Below are 16,725 nucleotides of genomic sequence, written 5' to 3'. Positions count from 1 at the left end.
CGGCCAGATGACCGCACGCGCCAGCGGCGAGTTCGGCGCGCGCCACGGCGACACCGTCTACCTGACGCCGGATGAAACCAGACTGCACCGTTTCGACGACAAGGGCCTCGCTATCAAGGCCTGATTGATCCTACCGGCCTGACGGACAGGCCAACCGGAGTATGAGAAAATGACTGTGAAGCTTTCGTTGGCAAGCCTTAAGGATGCCGCTGCGACCGCTGGTGTGCCCAACTATGACCCGAAGACGCTGACGCCCGGCATCATCCATTTCGGCGTCGGCAATTTCCACCGCGCCCATCAGGCCGTCTATCTCGACGACCTATTCAACACCGGCAAGGGCCATGACTGGGCGCTGATCGGCGCCGGCGTTCTGCCCTCCGACGCCGCCATGCGCGAAAAGCTTAAAAGCCAGGATTATCTGACCACCGTCGTCGAGCAGGACAACAACAAGACCGGCGCCCGCGTCACCGCGCCGATGATCGACATCATCGCGCCCGACCAGAAGGACGCGCTGATCGAGAAGCTTGCCGACCCGACGATCCGCATCGTTTCGATGACGATCACCGAAGGCGGCTATTTCATCGACGCCGCCGGCCACTTCAATCCGGCCCATCCGGCGATGGTCGAGGATGGCCAGAACCCGGCAGCACCTAAGACCGTGTTCGGCCTTATTTTGGCCGGTCTCAAGCTTCGCCGTGAGCGCGGCGTGCAGCCCTTCACCATCATGTCCTGCGACAACATTCCGGGTAACGGCCACGTCACCGAGAACACCGTGATCGGCCTTGCCAAAATGTCCGACCCAGCTTTCGCCGACTGGATCCATGGCAATGTCGCCTTCCCGAACTCGATGGTCGACCGCATCACGCCGGCAACCGGCCAGCGCGAAGTCGACATCCTGAAGAACGACTTCAACATCGACGACAACTGGCCGGTCTTCTGCGAAGAATTCAAGCAGTGGGTCATGGAAGACAATTTCCCGGCCGGCCGCCCGGCGCTGGAAGAAGTCGGCGTCCAGTTCGTCCCCGACGTTGCGCCTTATGAGCTGATGAAGCTGCGCATCCTCAACGGTGGCCATGCGACAATCGCCTATCCGGGCGAGCTGCTCGACATCCATTTCGTCCATGAGTCGATGGAACACCCGCTCATCCGTGCGTTTCTCGCCAAGCTCGAAAAGGAAGAAATCATCCCGATCGTGCCGCCGGTACCCAATACCAGCCTCGACGACTATTTCGACCTGATCGAGCGCCGCTTCCTGAACCCGAAGATCGGCGACACCATTCCGCGCCTGGCGCAGGACGGCTCCAACCGCCAGCCGAAATTCATCCTGCCCTCGACTCGCGATCGCCTCGCACAGGGCAAAGATATCGTCGGCCTGTCGCTGGTCTCGGCGCTGTGGTGCCGCTACTTCGCGGGCACGTCTGACTCGGGCCGCAAAATCGTCTTCAACGACGCCAGCGCCGAAAAGCTGCAGGCTGCGGCGATCAAGGCCAAGGACGATCCGGATGCCTTCCTCGTCTTCGACGAAATATTCGGTGAGGTTTCCAACAACGAACTGTTCCGCAAGCGTTTCGCCCATGCCCTGAAGACGCTATGGAGCGAAGGAACAGCAAAAACCCTGCAGCTCTATCTCGACGACAAGCTGGTTCAGGATTGAGGTGAAACGTGGCGGATAAGGCAAGCTTCAACAGCGGCCCATTGGTGATCTTCGACTGCGACGGCGTGCTCGTCGACAGCGAACCGCTTTCGGTCCGAGTTTTGGTCGAAGCGCTCAACCGCCACGGCATCGACATGGCCGAGGAGGAAGCCTATCAGCGTTTCCTCGGCCGCAGCCTTGCCACCATGCGGCAGGTGATGGACGAGGAATACGGTTTCCACACCGGACCCGAATTCCTCGAAACGCTGCGTATCGATCTCTACGATCTCTTCAAGACTGACCTCAAGCCAATTCCGGGGATAGCCGAAACGCTTGATGCCTTGAACCTGCCGCGCTGCGTCGCCTCCTCCAGCCAGCCGGAACGCATCCGGCTGTCGTTGTCGATTGCCGGACTTATCGACAAACTCGAACCGCATATTTTCAGCGCCTCGATGGTGAAAAACGGCAAACCGGCTCCCGACCTATTCCTCTACGCCGCAGACCAGATGGGCATCGCGCCTTCAAACTGCATCGTCATCGAGGATAGCCCGGCCGGCATCGAGGCCGCCCAGCGCGCCGGTATGACCGTTTTCGCCTTTACCGGCGGATCACATGCCGCAGTCCCCGGATATCGTGAACGGATCGACGCACTTTCGCCCGATCTCATATTTGACGCCATGCCGGATTTGCTCCACCTTGTCGAAAACCATATGGAGGGTCGCGGAGGAGCGTCTTCCCAGCGGGCGGTCTGATCGCCTTCAAGGAAGCATTCGCCGCGGGCGGTACAGGGACAGGAAACAGATCTGGATGCGTGACCATCTCGTTGCGGTCGATATCGGCACGACCAGCGCGCGTGCCGGCGTTTTCGACAGCAAGGGCAAAATGCTCGCCAAGGCGAAACATCAGATCCGGATGTTCCGCCCCAAGGAAAGCCACGCCGAACATTCCTCCGAGGATATCTGGGCTGCCACCTGCCACGCCGTGAAAACCGCAATGGCGGAGGCCGGCATCCAGTCATCGTCGATCGCCGCGATCGGCTTCGACGCCACCTGTTCGCTCGTCATGCGCGATGGCAAAGGTGCGCCGCTCTCCGTCTCCACCACCGGCGCGGCAGATCAGGACACGATCGTCTGGCATGACCACCGTGCGATCCGCGAGGCCGAAAAACTCTCCGCATCCGGCCATCATGTGCTCAATTTTTCCGGCGGCTCGCTGTCGCCGGAAATGGAAATGCCGAAGCTAAAATGGCTGAAGGAAAACCGCTCGGAAAGCTGGGCAAGATCCGGTTTCATCTTCGATCTCGCCGATTTCCTCACCTGGAAGGCAACCGGTTCGGCCGCCCGTTCCCGCTGCACCATCACCGCCAAATGGAATTATCTGGCCCATGAAACACCCGGCTGGAAAAGCGACTATCTGAAACTCGCCGGCCTTTCCGACCTGAAAGAAAAAGCCGGGCTGCCGGAAGGCACCGCCGAAGTCGGCACAAGCCTCGGAAAACTGTCGAATGAGGCCGCTGCCGAGCTTGGCCTCGATACGGATGTCGAGGTCTCGCCCGGCCTGATCGACGCCTATGCCGGCGCCTTCGGTGCGCTGGCGGGCGCTGCAAGCGGCGAAAAACTCGAAACCAGCGTCGCGCTGATCGGTGGAACCTCGAGCTGCATCGTCGCCTTTTCGCGCGAGCCCAAACCCGGCCGCAGCCTCTGGGGCCCCTATTACGAGGCGGTGCTGCCGCAACACTGGCTGGTCGAAGGCGGTCAGTCGGCGGCAGGCGCGCTGCTCGATCATATCGTCGAGATGCATGCAGCCGGCGGCGAACCGACCAGCGACCTGCATGGCCGCATCATCGCCCGCATCGCGGAAATGCGGGCCGAGGCGGATGGCGACATCGCTCCAAACCTCCACATCCTGCCGGATTTCCATGGCAATCGCTCGCCACTCGCCGATCCGCATGTCCGTGGTGTCATTACCGGCCTGACGCTCGACACATCCTTCGATGGTCTCTGCCGGCGCTATTGGCGCGGCTGCGTGGCGATCGCGCTCGGCATCCGCCACATTCTCGATGCCATGTCCGGTTTCGGGTATCGTTTCGAGACCCTGCATGTCACCGGCGGCCATGTGAACAACCCGCTTCTGGTCGAATTATACGCCGACGTGACCGGCTGCCGGGTCGTGGTGCCGCAGACGAGCGATGCGGTTCTGCTCGGCACAGCCATGACCGCTTCCGTCGCCGGCGGGCTGCATGCGTCGCTGTTTGCCGCCGGCAAGGCGATGCAGGCCGGCGGCCGCGAATATCTGCCCGATCCCGCCCGCAAGGCCATCTACGACCGGGACTACCGCCGTTTCCTCACCATGGTGCGCCATCGCGAGGAATTGAGAGCAATCGCCTGAGGCGAACCGGACGGCCGCCTTTTTTGGCCTTACGTGTTCGACTTGTCCTGCGATACCTCGCCCTCGCCCGGCAGCGGATCGAAGAACAGGTAGATCGCGCTGATCCGTCCGTCGCGGGCGATGATGAAGTCCGTCCCGGCATAGGCCGGCGGCTTTCCGGGCGCACCGGAAACCCACCGCACCCGCCCCGCAGTCTCCTGCAGCACTTCGGCGGGGCCGAGTTCGCTATAACGGAAATCCGGATGCGAGGCGCGGATCACGCCGGCGATCCGCGCGATCTCTTCCGGCCCGCGATAGATGCCATGCGGCTCATGAAATTCGGCATCCGGCGTAAAGATTTCCGCGGCAACCACCTGCCGGCGCGCATCGTCAGCTTCACCGAATACGTCCTGCAGGTTTCGTTTCAGCAATGTCGCAATATCGTTGGTCATCTTAAGTCTCCTTGAAAGCCACGCGTCCGCCTGGGAGGATTGGACGCGCGGATGAGCTTCGACTTTCAAATCGCCAGTGGATCAGATCTGCACCTGGCCGCCATCGACGAACAGCTCGACGCCGTTGACGAAGCTGGCATCGTCGGAGGCGAGGAACAAGACCGCCTTGGCAATCTCTTCCGGCTGGCCGACGCGGCCGGCAGGGATGAGGCCGGCAAGATAATCCTTCGTGCCCTGTGCCTGATCGCCACCGCCGAAAAGCTCGTTGAGGCCGGCCGTGTCCGTCACGCCGGGGCTGATGGCGTTGACGCGGATATGCCGATCCTTCAGGTCGAGGATCCAGTTACGGGCAAAGCTGCGGATCGCAGCCTTGGTGGCCGAATAGACGCTGAAGGCCGGTGTGCCGGAAATGCTGGTGGTCGACGATGTCAGCACGATCGAGCCGCCATCGCGCATCAGCGGCAGTGCCTTCTGCACGGTGAACAGCACGCCCTTCACATTGCTGTCGAAGGTCGACTGGTAATGTTCCTCGGTGATCGAGCCGAGCGCCGCAAATTCACCGCCGCCGGCATTGGCGAAGACCACGTCGATATGCCCGTGTTTCTGCTGTACGGCGTCATACAGGCGGTCGATATCGGCAAGCTTGCCCATGTCGCCCTGAACGCCGGTTACTCGTCCACCAATCGTCTTCACCGCTGCATCGAGCGCTGCCTGACGACGGCCGGTGACGAAAACCGATGCGCCCTCGTCGGCAAAGGCCTTTGCCGTGGCCAGACCGATGCCGCTTGTGCCGCCGGTTACGATGACGACCTTGTTTTCGAATTTCTGAGCCATTGTCTTTCCCCTTTGATCTTGCGGTTCGTTGTCCGCTGGATAAAAGATACATCCGGAACGATGAGATCGAAAGTCGCCAATATCGGCACTCAGCGTTCCATCTGAGGAACGATGATGCGTCTGGATTTGAATGATCTGGTCTATTTTGCCGAAGTGGTTGCGCATGGCGGTTTCGCGCCGGCCGGCCGCGCGCTGCGCGAACCGAAGTCCAAGCTCAGCCGTCGCATTGCCGGTCTGGAAGCAAGGCTCGGCGTGCGGCTGATCGAACGTTCAAGCCGTCGTTTCCGGGTCACCGATGTCGGTCAGGTCTTCTACCAGCGCTGCAAGGCGATATTGGCCGAGGCGGAACTGGCGCAGGCGCTGGTGGCCGAGGCGAAATCGGAACCGGACGGACTGGTGCGCTTCAGCTGCCCGACGGGTTTGGTCGAACCGATCTCCGGCCTCGTCAACAGCTTCCTCGACCGTTATCCGAAGGTGCAGCTGCAGCTCGTGGCGGTCGACCGGCCGGTGGATCTGATCGAGGAACGGATCGACATCGCGCTGCGTGTCCGCACCACGATCGACAGCGACGCCTCGCTCACCATGCGCACGCTCGGCCAGTCGGTCCGCATCCTCGTCGCCAGCCCGCAGCTGGCAAGCCGCATCGCCGATGTCGAACAGCTCTCATCGCTGCCGACACTGGCGACCAGCGACGACGTAAGCGAAGTGGAATGGCATCTGGAGGCCGGTGATGGCCGCAAACATCTGCTGCGCCACACGCCGCGCATGGGTTGCGCCGATTTTTCCGCCGTCCGGGCTGCGGCGATCGCGGGGCTTGGCATCGCCATCCTGCCCGATCACACCTGCCGGCAGGCGCTGGAAGACGGAACGCTGGTGCGGGTGCTGCCCTCATGGCGCGGCATCACCGGCATCGTCCATCTGGTCTTCACCACCCGCCGCGGCCTGCCGCCGGCAGTGCGCAAATTCATCGACCATCTGGCGGCGAATTTTCCGAAGGATGCGCTGGATAACGAGAAATTCACAAGCCACGGACTGAAGTAGCTCAGTCCGCCTTCGGCTTCAGCGAACCCTTCAGATGAAATTGCAGACCGTCCGGATCGTATATCGTTTCGGCCCTTCCGTAGAAATACCCCGCGACGATCTGGTTGTTGAGCCGCGAACCGAAACCCGTTCGCGCCGGTTTTTCAACCGGTGGACCGCCATATTCGCGCCAGACGAAGCCGAAACCGTTATCCCCATGGATACTCCAGTCGATCGAAACCGTACCGTTCGCCACCGACAGGGCACCGTATTTCAGCGCATTGGTGGCCAGTTCGTAGATAGCGAGCGACATACCGATCGCCTGCTCGGATGTAAGTAGCGCTTCCGGACCCGAAATCGCGACCCGGTCCCGCCGGTCAAGATGCGGGGTCAGCGCATTCTCAATAATCTCGTGCAACTCGACCCCGTCGTCGGAGCTCGAGATCAGGCTCTGGGCATTGCCCAGAGCTTCGATGCGACGGCTGATCGTCTCTTTCGCTTCGGCAAGGCTCGTCGCATGCCGCATTGAGGCGCTAACGACGGCACTGGTCACCGCCATCGTGTTCTTCACCCGATGCACCAGTTCGCGGCGCAGAACCTCATGCGTCTCCCTGGCCCGCACAGTTTCCGTCGTCTCGACGACCGTGTCCACCATGCCGGCGATGTTGCCGTCGTCGTCACGCAGCGGCGTGTAGGAGAAGGTGAAATAGGCGAGCTCGTCGTAGCTGTTGCGATTGATCTGCAACGGGTAGTTTTCGATATAGGTCGATTCCCCGGCATGGGCCTTGTCTACGATCGGCTGAATTTCGCTCCAGGCTTCGGCCCATATATCCGCAAAGGAACGGCCAAGCGCGAAAGGCTTTCCTCCGAGAATCGGAAGGAAGGCGTCGTTATGGATGGTGGTGAACTCCGGCCCCCAGATCACAACCTGCGGAAATTTCGAATTGAGCGTCACCTCGACGATTGTCTTAAGTGAAATCGGCCAGCGCTCGATCGGACCCAGCGGCGTCTGAGACCAGTCGAATTCGATAACGGCACGCCCCATCCGGCTGTTGCCCCAAGCCCGTTCACTTACATCCACCGAAACCTGCCTCCATCCCGGATATCGCGTCTATCGGCTAAGGCCGAACACCCGCCAGATCGGCGATATATGGCGCGCAAAGTCTCGAAGACCAGCCTGCCGGGACGTCACGGAAAAGTGGAAGAAATACGCACCGATCGGGTCTTTACCCGCAGAGCCTGTCGGCCTCGATCACATGTGTGCCCGATGGCGCAGCAATCGCAGCCTCCAGAAGAACACTCGCAACGACCTCTGCGGGGCTGACGCGATAGCGGCGCGGCAACAGGAAAGCTGCTGCGCCCAGCACGGCCAGCGCTGCGCGCTCGCCCAGGCGGAATCCCTCCCGCCTCCCGCCAAGCACATTCGGCCGCAGGATCGTCAGGGATGGAAAGCCGAGCCCGCGAAGTGCCTCTTCCAGCTCTCCCTTAGTGCGGGGATAAAGAAGTCGTGACCTCACATTGGCTCCGATTGACGACGTCAGCGCAAAGCAGCTTGCGCCCGCCTCTCGCGTTTTCCCTGCGACGGAAAGCGGAATGTCGAAATCCACACGCCTGAATGCTTCGTCGGAACCGGCAATCCTGCGGGTTGTGCCGATGGTGCAGATCACCGCATCGACAGCCCACCATTCAGCTTCGGGCAGGCCGCGGCCCAGATCGACGACCGGGTTCACGAGTTTCGGATGGGCATCGAGCGGCCGTCTTGTCGGCGCAACTATCTGGGTGACACGCTCATCCTTGAGAGCAAGCGCCATCACGTGGCTACCGACGAGCCCTGTCGCCCCAAGAACCAGTAAGCGTGACATGGCCTGCTCCCCATTATTTACACCGCGCAGAATCTAGTCGCTGGTGCCCGCCCTTGTCGAGGCGCTTGTTCCCGCGCCACGCATCACCTACATGTCTGCAGCCATTCGCCGGAGACCTTTCATGATCCTCGACGCCGCCCGCCTTGCGCTCGTCAACCTTTTCGCATCCGAAACGCGCTCCGCGTTCTGGAAAATGCTGGGGCTCACCCTGCTTATTCTGGTCGGCCTATGGTTTGCCCTGCGGGAGACCTTCGCCTATTACATCTGGCCATGGTTCGCGGCGTTTCTTCCGACGATGCCGGAATGGACCGGCTGGCTGACGCTGATCGGTGCAATCGCCGCCAGCATAGGACTGGCACTCGGACTGGCGCTCTTGATCGCACCGATCACGGCACTGATTGCCGGCATGTTTCTCGACGATGTCGCCGAGGTCGTCGAGAAACGCGACTATCCGAATGATGCACCAGGCAAGGAACTGCCGTTCGGCCAGGCGATCGCCGGCTCGATCAAGTTCCTCGGCGTCGTTATCGTCTGCAATTTCGGCGCGCTTCTCCTGCTGTTCATTCCGGGCGTCAACCTCATCGCCTTCTTCATGGTCAACGGTTATCTGCTTGGCCGGGAATTCTTCGAGTTTGCGGCAATGCGTTTCCGCCCGCCGGCAGAGGCCCGCGCCTTCCGCGCGAAACACGCCTCGACAGTGCTGCTTGCCGGCATGCTGATCGCCGGCTTCCTGGCAATCCCGTTCGTCAACCTGCTGACCCCGCTCTTTGCCGCCGGACTGATGGTGCATCTGCATAAGGCGGTCTCGAAGCGCGATCCGGGCTTTCGGATCTAATCCGGAAGCGCCGACGCCTCGTACATCGCGGCATATTCGGCGCTGGGTGGAATGGGCTTGATAATATCGATCAGCACGCCATTGGGATCGGCTGTAATGAAATGCCGCTGGCCGAAATCCTCGTCGCGGATATCCAGCCGGATCGGCAGACCGGCCGCTTTCAGCCGCTCATAGACCACATCGACATCATCCACCTCGAAATTCAGCAGCAGGCCCGAGACCTTGCCGCGTCCGGTTTCCGGGATGGTCTCGTGGCTGCCATCGAGAATGGCAAGCGTCACGTGTTCGCTTTCCTTCGATTGCAGATGCGCATACCAGTCGGCGGAAAACAGCGCCTCGAAACCGAAATTCTCGATATAGAAGCGCACCGTGCCGGCAACGTCGTCAGTCATGATGACCGGATAGTAGCTGACTGCTTTCATCTCTTTTCCTCCATCGAAATTCAAGATACATTCAGACTGTATGTTTTTATAAATACATTCTGCCTGTATGTAAATAGAGGAGGCGGTCTTGCCCCGCAGCAATCGCGAACGCACCGATGCCACCCGCACCGCACTACTGGATGCAGCCCGCACACTCTTTGTAGAAAAGGGTTATGCGGATACGGCAACACCGGAGATCGTAGCCTCGGCAGATGTCACGCGGGGAGCGCTCTACCATCATTTTCCGGACAAGAAGGCGCTGTTCTGGGCGGTCATCGAGCGCGAGGCGAACGAGGTCGCCGCCGACATCGATGCCCGCTCCGCGGAAGCCTCGTCAGCGCGCGAGGCCCTTCTGCAGGGAGCGTCCGCCTATTTCGATGCGATGGCCGTACCCGGCCGCACCCGTCTTCTGTTGAGTGAAGCACCCGCGCAGCACGCGATCGACAGCGGCGAAGGAGAAGATCTGGCCGAACAAGGCCTGAAGATCGGGCTCTCGCACCTGCTCGCCGGTTCCGAGCATCTGAACCTTCTCGACCCGTTGACGGTGCTGATCTCGTCACTGTTCGAAAAGGCGGCCATCGCCATCGATTGCGGCGGAAAGCGGGCCGACTACGAGGCTGCCATTGCAGCCCTCATCGACGGACTTACGACGCAGCCCCGCCGATGAACTGAGCCGGCAATTCAACCAGCGGCGCCGGTATGTCGAATGTCTTTTCCGGCGAGCGACAGAGATCGGCAATGACGCAATGTTCGCATTCCGGCTTGCGTGCCTTGCAGGTATACCGCCCATGCAGGATCAGCCAGTGATGCGCATGGAAGAGATACTCGTCCGGAATGACCTTGAGGAATTGCTCTTCCACCTCGTCCGGCGTCTTTCCAGGCGCCATCAGACAGCGATTGCCGATCCGAAACACATGCGTATCGACGGCAAGCGTCGGAACACCGAAAGCCATCGACATCACGACATTGGCGGTCTTGCGCCCGACGCCCGGCAGCCGCACCAGCTCCTCGCGCGTCTTCGGCACTTCGGAGCCGAATTCGTCGATCAGCATGCGACAGAGCGCGATGACATTTTTCGCCTTGTTGCGATAAAGCCCGATCGTCTTGATATGCTGGATGACGCCATCTTCGCCGAGCGCCAGCATCTTTTCCGGCGTATCTGCAATTTTGAAAAGCGCGCGGGTCGCCTTGTTGACGCCGACATCGGTCGCCTGCGCCGAGAGCGCCACGGCAACCACGAGCGTGAACGGATTGACATGTTCGAGCTCGCCCTTCGGCTCCGGCCGCTGGATCGAGAAACGCCTGAAAATCTCCACCATCTCGTCCCTGGAATAGGCGGATTTGAAGCGCTTCGTCTTGGCAGCACCCGTTTTCGCAGCCGCCTTGGCAGGCGTGCGATTTGACTTTTGCAAAGCATTGGTGCTGGATCTGGGTTTGGAAATGGCCATCAGCCTGTATAGTCACGCCCCATGACGGAAATCAACGCGCAGATAATCGAGGACCGCCCGGTCTTCGCCGCGGAACTGACACCTTACCGCTCCCTCGGGCGGACAGGCTTCAAGCTCGTGCTTTTGCTGTCGGGAACCGTCTGCCTGTTCTACGGCATCTTCTTTGCCGTGACGGGCGCATGGCCGATAGGCCTGTTTCTCGGGGCGGATTTTCTGCTTCTCTATGCTGCACTGAAAATGAGCTATCGCTCCGGCCGCCAGCGTGAGGAAGTCAGCGTCTCGCCCAGCAATGTGCTGATCCGCAAATTCTCCCCAACCGGCAGGATGATCGAACACCGGTTCAATCCGTTCTGGGCACGCTTTCGCATCGACCGACACGAGGAATTCGGCATCACCTCCATGCATGTGACGGGCGAAGGACGACAGACCGATGTCGGCTCCTTCCTCAATCCAGACGATCGCGAAAGTTTTGCCAACGCCTTCCGCAATGCCCTGGCAACCGTGACCCACCGATTGTGACCATCATCAACGCGTGCAAGAAACGGGTGGCATCGGCGGAGGCGAAAAGGCACATATGAGTGAAAGGAGACAGACCATGAATGCTCTCGCTCAGTTTTCAACGCCCGCGGTCGATGTGACGCCGGAAGGCTCGGATTACGAGACGGTGCGCCGGGTGATCGAGATGATCACGCTCGATTACCGTGACCAGCCCTCGCTGGACACCATCGCCTCCGAGATCGGCCAGTCGCCAACGCAGCTACAGAAGCTTTTCACCCGCTGGGCGGGGCTATCGCCAAAAGCCTTTCTGCAGGCGGTGACGATCGACCACGCTAAGCGGCTGCTCGGCACGGAAGGCCTGCCGCTGCTGGAAACATCCTATGAGGTCGGACTGTCAGGGCCGAGCCGTCTCCACGACCTGTTCGTCACCCATGAGGCGATGTCACCCGGCGAATGGAAGGCAAAGGGCGGCGGCCTGACGATCCGTTACGGTTTTCACTCCTCCCCATTCGGCATCGCTCTGGTCATGGCCACCGACCGCGGTCTGGCCGGCCTCGCCTTCGCCGATGAAGGCGCCGAAACGGAAGCGCTGGACGACATGACCCGCCGCTGGCCAAACGCAAATTATGTCGAGGATCGTACCGCGACCCTTCCCTATGTCAGCCGCGTCTTCGACCGCGCCCAATGGCAATGCGACAGGCCGCTCAACGTCGTGCTGATCGGCACCGACTTCCAGATGCGCGTCTGGCAGAGCCTGCTGAAGATCCCCTACGGCAAGGCCGTCACCTATTCCGACGTCGCCAACGATATCGGCCAGCCGACGGCGAGCCGCGCGGTCGGTGCAGCGGTCGGTGCCAACCCGATTTCCTTCGTCGTGCCCTGCCATCGTGCAGTCGCAAAGAATGGCGCGCTCACCGGTTATCACTGGGGCCTTACCCGCAAACGGGCCATGCTCGGCTGGGAGACCGGCGGAGTGTGAGAAAGCGATTCCGAGTCGCTATCAGAATATTGCCCCGCAAATCTACCCGAAAAAGTTGGGAGCTTGTTTGCGGGGTTTTCCGGCATTGGCTCCAAACGCTACAGGATATCCAGTTGAAAAGTGGAGAGCCAACCGGGTGCATGAGCGTAAGTTTCCGCGGGCAAGGGCATTCCTTGGCGCCAAGATCCTGTTCAATGATCACCGATCGGCTTTCGACGGCATAGTCAAGGAAATGTCGGAAGGCGGCGCGATGATCAGGACCGAAAGCGCCATGTCCGTTCCCCAAAACTTCACCCTGCAGCTTTCCGACGGCCGCCAGTTCGAATGCGAAATCCGCTGGCGCCGTATCAATGCCATCGGCGTCGAGTTCCGCACAGACTGACGCCAAAATCCAACCTTCAGGTGAATGTCAGCTTGAAAGCCGATGCCATGGAACAACGGCAGGTATGACCTGCCCTGTTCAGCAAGGTGGATCGGTGACATGGCAGTTACATTCAAGCGCAAGTGGCTTCGCAACGGAGCAGCAGCCATCGGCCTCGTCGCGCTCGGCCTTGGTGCCTATCTCGGCTTTCTCCAGCTCTCCGGTAATTTTCACACCGTCATCGCCGGAGAACTCTACCGTTCGGCACAACCGACGGCAGGGCAGATCGAGAACTACGCGCAAAATTACGGTATCCGCACAATCGTCAATCTGCGCGGTGCCTCTAAAAACGCCAGCTGGTACACCGATGAGATAGCGACAGCCCAGAAGCTTGGAATAAAGCACATCGACTTCCGCATGGTCTCGTCCAAAGGGCTGACGGCAGAACAGGCCGACCAGCTCGTCGCCCTGCTGAAGGATGCCCCGAAACCTATCCTGATCCACTGCCAGGCAGGCGCGGACAGGACCGGCCTTGCTTCCGTGATCTACAGCCAGCGGATAGCCGGGGTACCGACCGACAAGGCCGAACAGCAACTATCGCTTTATTTCGGCCATGTCGGACTGCCGCTCGTCTCGAGAGCCTATGCCATGGACCAGACCTGGGAGATGCTGGAGCGCCATTACGGCCTGTCTCAGGATCGGCTCACGACCCCGATCTGACCGGTATCACTCTCAGGCAACCTGCACGAGATGTCCGACCGAAACTTCACGATACTGACGAACAGGCGGCACGTAATCCACCGATCGCACAGGGCTCTTGATCTCGTCGGTCGACATGTTGCGCTTGATGGAACGGCGTGAAGGATCCGGCACCGGCACCGCCGCCATCAGTTTCTTCGTGTAGGGATGCTGCGGGTTTTCAAATACGGCCGCACGCGGCCCGATTTCGACGATCTCGCCCAGATACATCACCGCCACCCGGTGGCTGACGCGTTCCACCACCGCCATGTCATGGGAGATGAACAGGAAGGCGAGTTTCAGGCTCTGCTGTAGGTCGAGCAGAAGGTTGCAGACCTGCGCCTTGATCGAAACGTCGAGCGCCGAGACCGCCTCGTCCGCCACGATAACCTTCGGATCGAGCATCAGCGCCCGTGCGATCGCGATACGCTGGCGTTGTCCGCCGGAAAATTCATGCGGAAACCGCTTCATCATATCCGGCGACAGTCCGACTTTTTCGAGCAGGCCTGCAGCCTTGTCGCGCGACTGTTTTTTGGTGCCGAGATTGTGCTCGATAAACGGCTCCATCACCGCCGAACCGATGCTCATGCGCGGATTGAGCGAAGCGAAAGGATCCTGGAAGATCATCTGTACCGAGCGCCGCATCTTTCTCAGCGTGTATTGGTCGAGCTTCATCACCTCATAACCGTCGAGCACGACATCACCGCTGGTCGGATTGATCAGGCGGGTGATCGAGCGGCCCGTCGTCGACTTGCCGCAGCCGCTCTCGCCCACGAGCGACAGGGTTTCTCCCTCGAAAAGATCGAAGGAAACTTTCTCGACCGCGTGTACGGCACCGCTCTTGCGCCCCAGAAGCCCGGAATGAATATCGAAGCGCGTCGTCAGATTTTTGACGTCGAGGATCGGCGTTTTGCCCTTGGCGACCGTGTCGGTCACTTCGGCAAGCTGCTGCTGCTCCCCGGTCTTGATATCGATGATCGGAAACCGCAGCGGCAGCTTGCGCTCACCCATCGAGCCGAGCCGCGGCACGGCGGAAAGCAGCGCCCGCGTATAGGGGTGCTTGCCGCGATGGAAAATGTCGTCGGTCGCGCCTGTCTCCACGGCATCGCCACGGAACATCACGATCGTCCGGTCGGCCACCTCGGCCACGACACCCATGTCGTGCGTGATGAACAGGACCGACATCCCTTCTTCTTCCTGCAACTGCTTGATCAGGTCGAGGATCTGGCCCTGAATCGTCACGTCGAGCGCGGTGGTCGGCTCGTCTGCGATCAAAAGCTTTGGCCGTGAGGCCAGCGCCATGGCGATCATCACACGCTGACGCATGCCGCCGGAAAACTGGTGCGGATATTCGTCGAACCGCCCCTTTGCGTTGGGGATACGTACCTTTTCCAGCAGTCGAAGCACTTCCGCCTTCGCTTCGGCCCTGGAAATATCCGTGTGAACGGTCAGCGCCTCGGCAATCTGCTTTCCGATCGGGAAGATCGGGTTGAGCGAGGTCATCGGCTCCTGAAAGATCATCGAGATGTCGTTACCACGCACCCGGCGCATCTCTTCCTCGGGCAGCGACACCAGTTCCCTGCCCTGCAGAAACACCTGCCCCTCGATACGGCTCGTCTTTTTCGGCAGAAGCCGCATGATCGACAGCGACGTAACCGACTTGCCCGACCCGGATTCGCCGACGATAGCAACCGTCTCGCGCGGCGCGACATCGAATGAGATGTCGCGTACCACGGTCTTCCACTCGTCACCCACGCGAAACGAGGTGGAGAGATTTTTTACCGAGAGAACCGGAGCGACCGAGCCGCCTCCCTGTTCGCTATCATTTCCGGAAAGCAGCATCGGTTTTCCCCTTTTATCTCGATGATATTTTCCGGATCAGGCCGCGAGCGCGGTTTCGGCAAGCGTCACCCAGTAGCTGACGCCATAGGGGATAGCCTCGTCGTTGAAGTCATAAGCTGCGTTGTGCAGGCTCGCCGTATCGCCGTTGCCGATGAAGATGAAGGCGCCGGGACGCTGCTCCAGCATGTAGGAAAAATCTTCCGCACCCATATGCGGATTGACCTCGCCATTGACCGCCTTCGGCCCGGCCACCTTGCTGGCGACACCGATCGCAAAATCGGTTTCCGCATCGTGGTTGAGCGTCACCGGATAGCCGCGCCGATAGACGACTTCAGCCGTCGCGCCATGTACGGTCGCAGTCATTTCGGCCACGGCCGTCAGACGTTTCTGGGCGAAATCACGCGTTTCCGGCAGTAGCGTGCGCACGGTTCCGACAAGCTTCACCGTATCGGGAATGACATTGTTCGCATCACCGCCATGGATTGCCGCGACCGTGACTACCAGCGACTTCAACGGATCGGTTTCACGCGACACGATCGACTGCAGCGCAATCACGATATGCGATGCGGCAAGCACCGGGTCGATCGAGTTATGCGGCTGTGCGGCGTGGCTGCCACGGCCGTTGACCGTGATCTCGAACACGTCGGCAGCGGCCATGATACCACCCTTGCGGATGGCGAAATTGCCGACGGGAAGCCGCGGCTCGTTATGCATGCCGTAGACTTCATTGATGCCGAACTTGTCGATGAAGCCGTCGTTGATCATCGCAAGCGCGCCGGCGCCGCCTTCTTCGGCCGGCTGGAAAATCACCGCAACGGAGCCCTTGAAGTTGCGGGTTTCGGCAAGATACTGCGCAGCCCCCAGAAGCATGGCCGTATGTCCGTCGTGACCGCAGGAATGCGCCTTGCCCGGTGTCTTGGAGGCCCATTCCTTGCCGCTCGTCTCGAAGATGGGCAAGGCGTCCATGTCGGCGCGGAACCCGATGACCGGCCCGTCGCCGTGATTGCCCTTGATGATTGCGACGACACCGGTCTTGCCGATACCCGTCTCGACCACGTCACAGCCAAAGGATGTAAGCTTCTCCGCAACAAAGCGCGATGTCTCGTGAACATCGTAAAGTAGCTCCGGATTTTGATGCAGGTGACGCCGCCATTCAGTCACCTGTTCCTGCATCTCGGCTACGCGATTGATCACTGGCATTCCGGCACCTCGTTGATTTTTCTCAAGTTCCCACTCTGGTTGGAGCGGATATTGCGACGCTTATGCGACCTTTTGCAAGCTTCAATTTTCGCTCTTGAACGAAAAATAGGCCTATGCTTAGATAGCTCAAAATTTGGTCAAACACGTATGACGTGAAGGGATGGACGTCTCTTAAAATCGACTGAACAAGACAATGCGGGCCGCGAAACACTGCCCGGCGGAGGGGCTGACAGA

The 16,725-nt window shown here is 60.3% G+C and carries 18 protein-coding genes and 1 pseudogene; 11 read left to right on the top strand and 8 right to left on the bottom strand.

Annotated elements, in window-relative coordinates:
* From FHP24_RS29110 to FHP24_RS23280, 4 genes and pseudogenes are all read left to right on the top strand, one after another.
* Nucleotides 1-124: pseudogene (locus tag FHP24_RS29110) on the top strand (sugar ABC transporter ATP-binding protein); the annotation flags it as partial.
* Nucleotides 125-169: 45 nt separating this feature from the next.
* The gene (locus FHP24_RS23290) at nt 170-1,654 is read left to right on the top strand and encodes a mannitol dehydrogenase family protein (RefSeq protein WP_139678608.1); all 1,485 of its coding nucleotides are present in this window, start codon (nt 170-172) and stop codon (nt 1,652-1,654) included.
* 8 nt (nt 1,655-1,662) lie between these two features.
* Nucleotides 1,663-2,385: an HAD family hydrolase gene (locus FHP24_RS23285; protein WP_246091910.1), complete on the top strand. Its 723-nt coding sequence runs from the start codon at nt 1,663-1,665 to the stop codon at nt 2,383-2,385.
* A gap of 55 nt (nt 2,386-2,440) precedes the next feature.
* Complete coding sequence (locus FHP24_RS23280; RefSeq protein ID WP_139678607.1) at nt 2,441-4,021, top strand: FGGY-family carbohydrate kinase; 1,581 nt, start codon at nt 2,441-2,443, stop codon at nt 4,019-4,021.
* 29 nt (nt 4,022-4,050) lie between these two features.
* Here FHP24_RS23280 and FHP24_RS23275 read toward each other — a convergent pair whose 3' ends face one another.
* On the bottom strand, nt 4,051-4,452 hold the full coding sequence (locus FHP24_RS23275; protein ID WP_139678606.1) for a nuclear transport factor 2 family protein: 402 nt from the start codon (nt 4,450-4,452) through the stop codon (nt 4,051-4,053).
* A gap of 81 nt (nt 4,453-4,533) precedes the next feature.
* Nucleotides 4,534-5,286, bottom strand: a complete 753-nt coding sequence (locus tag FHP24_RS23270) for an SDR family NAD(P)-dependent oxidoreductase (RefSeq protein WP_139678605.1) — start codon at nt 5,284-5,286, stop codon at nt 4,534-4,536.
* Between the two features lie 111 nt (nt 5,287-5,397).
* Here FHP24_RS23270 and FHP24_RS23265 point away from each other — a divergent pair, with 111 nt between their 5' ends.
* The gene (locus tag FHP24_RS23265; protein ID WP_246091909.1) at nt 5,398-6,327 is read left to right on the top strand and encodes a LysR substrate-binding domain-containing protein; all 930 of its coding nucleotides are present in this window, start codon (nt 5,398-5,400) and stop codon (nt 6,325-6,327) included.
* Between the two features lies 1 nt (nt 6,328).
* Here FHP24_RS23265 and FHP24_RS23260 read toward each other — a convergent pair whose 3' ends face one another.
* Together FHP24_RS23260 and FHP24_RS23255 are read right to left on the bottom strand one after the other, a co-directional pair.
* Nucleotides 6,329-7,387, bottom strand: a complete 1,059-nt coding sequence (locus tag FHP24_RS23260) for a sensor histidine kinase (protein ID WP_246091908.1) — start codon at nt 7,385-7,387, stop codon at nt 6,329-6,331.
* A 145-nt stretch (nt 7,388-7,532) separates the two neighbouring features.
* Nucleotides 7,533-8,168: an NAD-dependent dehydratase gene (locus FHP24_RS23255; RefSeq protein WP_139678604.1), complete on the bottom strand. Its 636-nt coding sequence runs from the start codon at nt 8,166-8,168 to the stop codon at nt 7,533-7,535.
* Nucleotides 8,169-8,289: 121 nt separating this feature from the next.
* On the opposite strand from FHP24_RS23255, the gene FHP24_RS23250 reads away from it, so the two are divergent.
* On the top strand, nt 8,290-9,003 hold the full coding sequence (locus tag FHP24_RS23250; protein ID WP_139678603.1) for a sulfate transporter family protein: 714 nt from the start codon (nt 8,290-8,292) through the stop codon (nt 9,001-9,003).
* Here FHP24_RS23250 and FHP24_RS23245 read toward each other — a convergent pair.
* Nucleotides 9,000-9,425, bottom strand: a complete 426-nt coding sequence (locus FHP24_RS23245) for a VOC family protein (protein ID WP_139678602.1) — start codon at nt 9,423-9,425, stop codon at nt 9,000-9,002. The two genes, FHP24_RS23250 and FHP24_RS23245, sit on opposite strands and share 4 nt — an antisense overlap.
* 88 nt (nt 9,426-9,513) lie before the next feature.
* Between FHP24_RS23245 and FHP24_RS23240 the strand changes: the two genes are divergently transcribed.
* Nucleotides 9,514-10,092, top strand: coding sequence for a TetR/AcrR family transcriptional regulator (locus FHP24_RS23240; protein WP_139678601.1), 579 nt, complete (start codon nt 9,514-9,516; stop codon nt 10,090-10,092).
* On the opposite strand, the gene nth is transcribed toward FHP24_RS23240, so the two are convergent.
* Nucleotides 10,070-10,873 (bottom strand): endonuclease III, encoded by an 804-nt coding sequence (gene nth / locus FHP24_RS23235; protein ID WP_139678600.1) that lies wholly within the window; start codon nt 10,871-10,873, stop codon nt 10,070-10,072. The two genes, FHP24_RS23240 and nth, sit on opposite strands and share 23 nt — an antisense overlap.
* A gap of 21 nt (nt 10,874-10,894) precedes the next feature.
* On the opposite strand from nth, the gene FHP24_RS23230 reads away from it, so the two are divergent.
* The 4 genes from FHP24_RS23230 (at nt 10,895) to FHP24_RS23215 (ending at nt 13,431) form a co-directional block, all read left to right on the top strand.
* Entirely contained in the window at nt 10,895-11,392 is a 498-nt protein-coding gene (locus tag FHP24_RS23230; RefSeq protein ID WP_139678599.1) for a DUF2244 domain-containing protein, read from the top strand.
* A gap of 76 nt (nt 11,393-11,468) precedes the next feature.
* Nucleotides 11,469-12,350 (top strand): methylated-DNA--[protein]-cysteine S-methyltransferase, encoded by an 882-nt coding sequence (locus FHP24_RS23225; protein WP_139678598.1) that lies wholly within the window; start codon nt 11,469-11,471, stop codon nt 12,348-12,350.
* A 136-nt stretch (nt 12,351-12,486) separates the two neighbouring features.
* Nucleotides 12,487-12,732 carry a PilZ domain-containing protein gene (locus tag FHP24_RS29105; RefSeq protein WP_246091907.1) on the top strand — a complete coding sequence of 82 codons (246 nt, stop codon included), beginning with the start codon at nt 12,487-12,489 and terminating at the stop codon, nt 12,730-12,732.
* Between the two features lie 99 nt (nt 12,733-12,831).
* Entirely contained in the window at nt 12,832-13,431 is a 600-nt protein-coding gene (locus FHP24_RS23215) for a dual specificity protein phosphatase family protein (protein WP_139678596.1), read from the top strand.
* Nucleotides 13,432-13,443: 12 nt separating this feature from the next.
* Here FHP24_RS23215 and FHP24_RS23210 read toward each other — a convergent pair whose 3' ends face one another.
* Entirely contained in the window at nt 13,444-15,291 is a 1,848-nt protein-coding gene (locus tag FHP24_RS23210) for an ABC transporter ATP-binding protein (protein WP_139678595.1), read from the bottom strand.
* Nucleotides 15,292-15,327: 36 nt separating this feature from the next.
* Entirely contained in the window at nt 15,328-16,491 is a 1,164-nt protein-coding gene (locus FHP24_RS23205) for a M20 aminoacylase family protein (RefSeq protein ID WP_180356098.1), read from the bottom strand.
* Between the last annotated feature and the right edge of the window lie 234 nt (nt 16,492-16,725).

This window comes from Aliirhizobium smilacinae (genome assembly GCF_006335145.1).
Lineage (GTDB): Bacteria > Pseudomonadota > Alphaproteobacteria > Rhizobiales > Rhizobiaceae > Neorhizobium > Neorhizobium smilacinae.
Note: the sequence above shows the minus strand (reverse complement) of the source record. Positions and strands in the feature narration are given on the sequence as shown.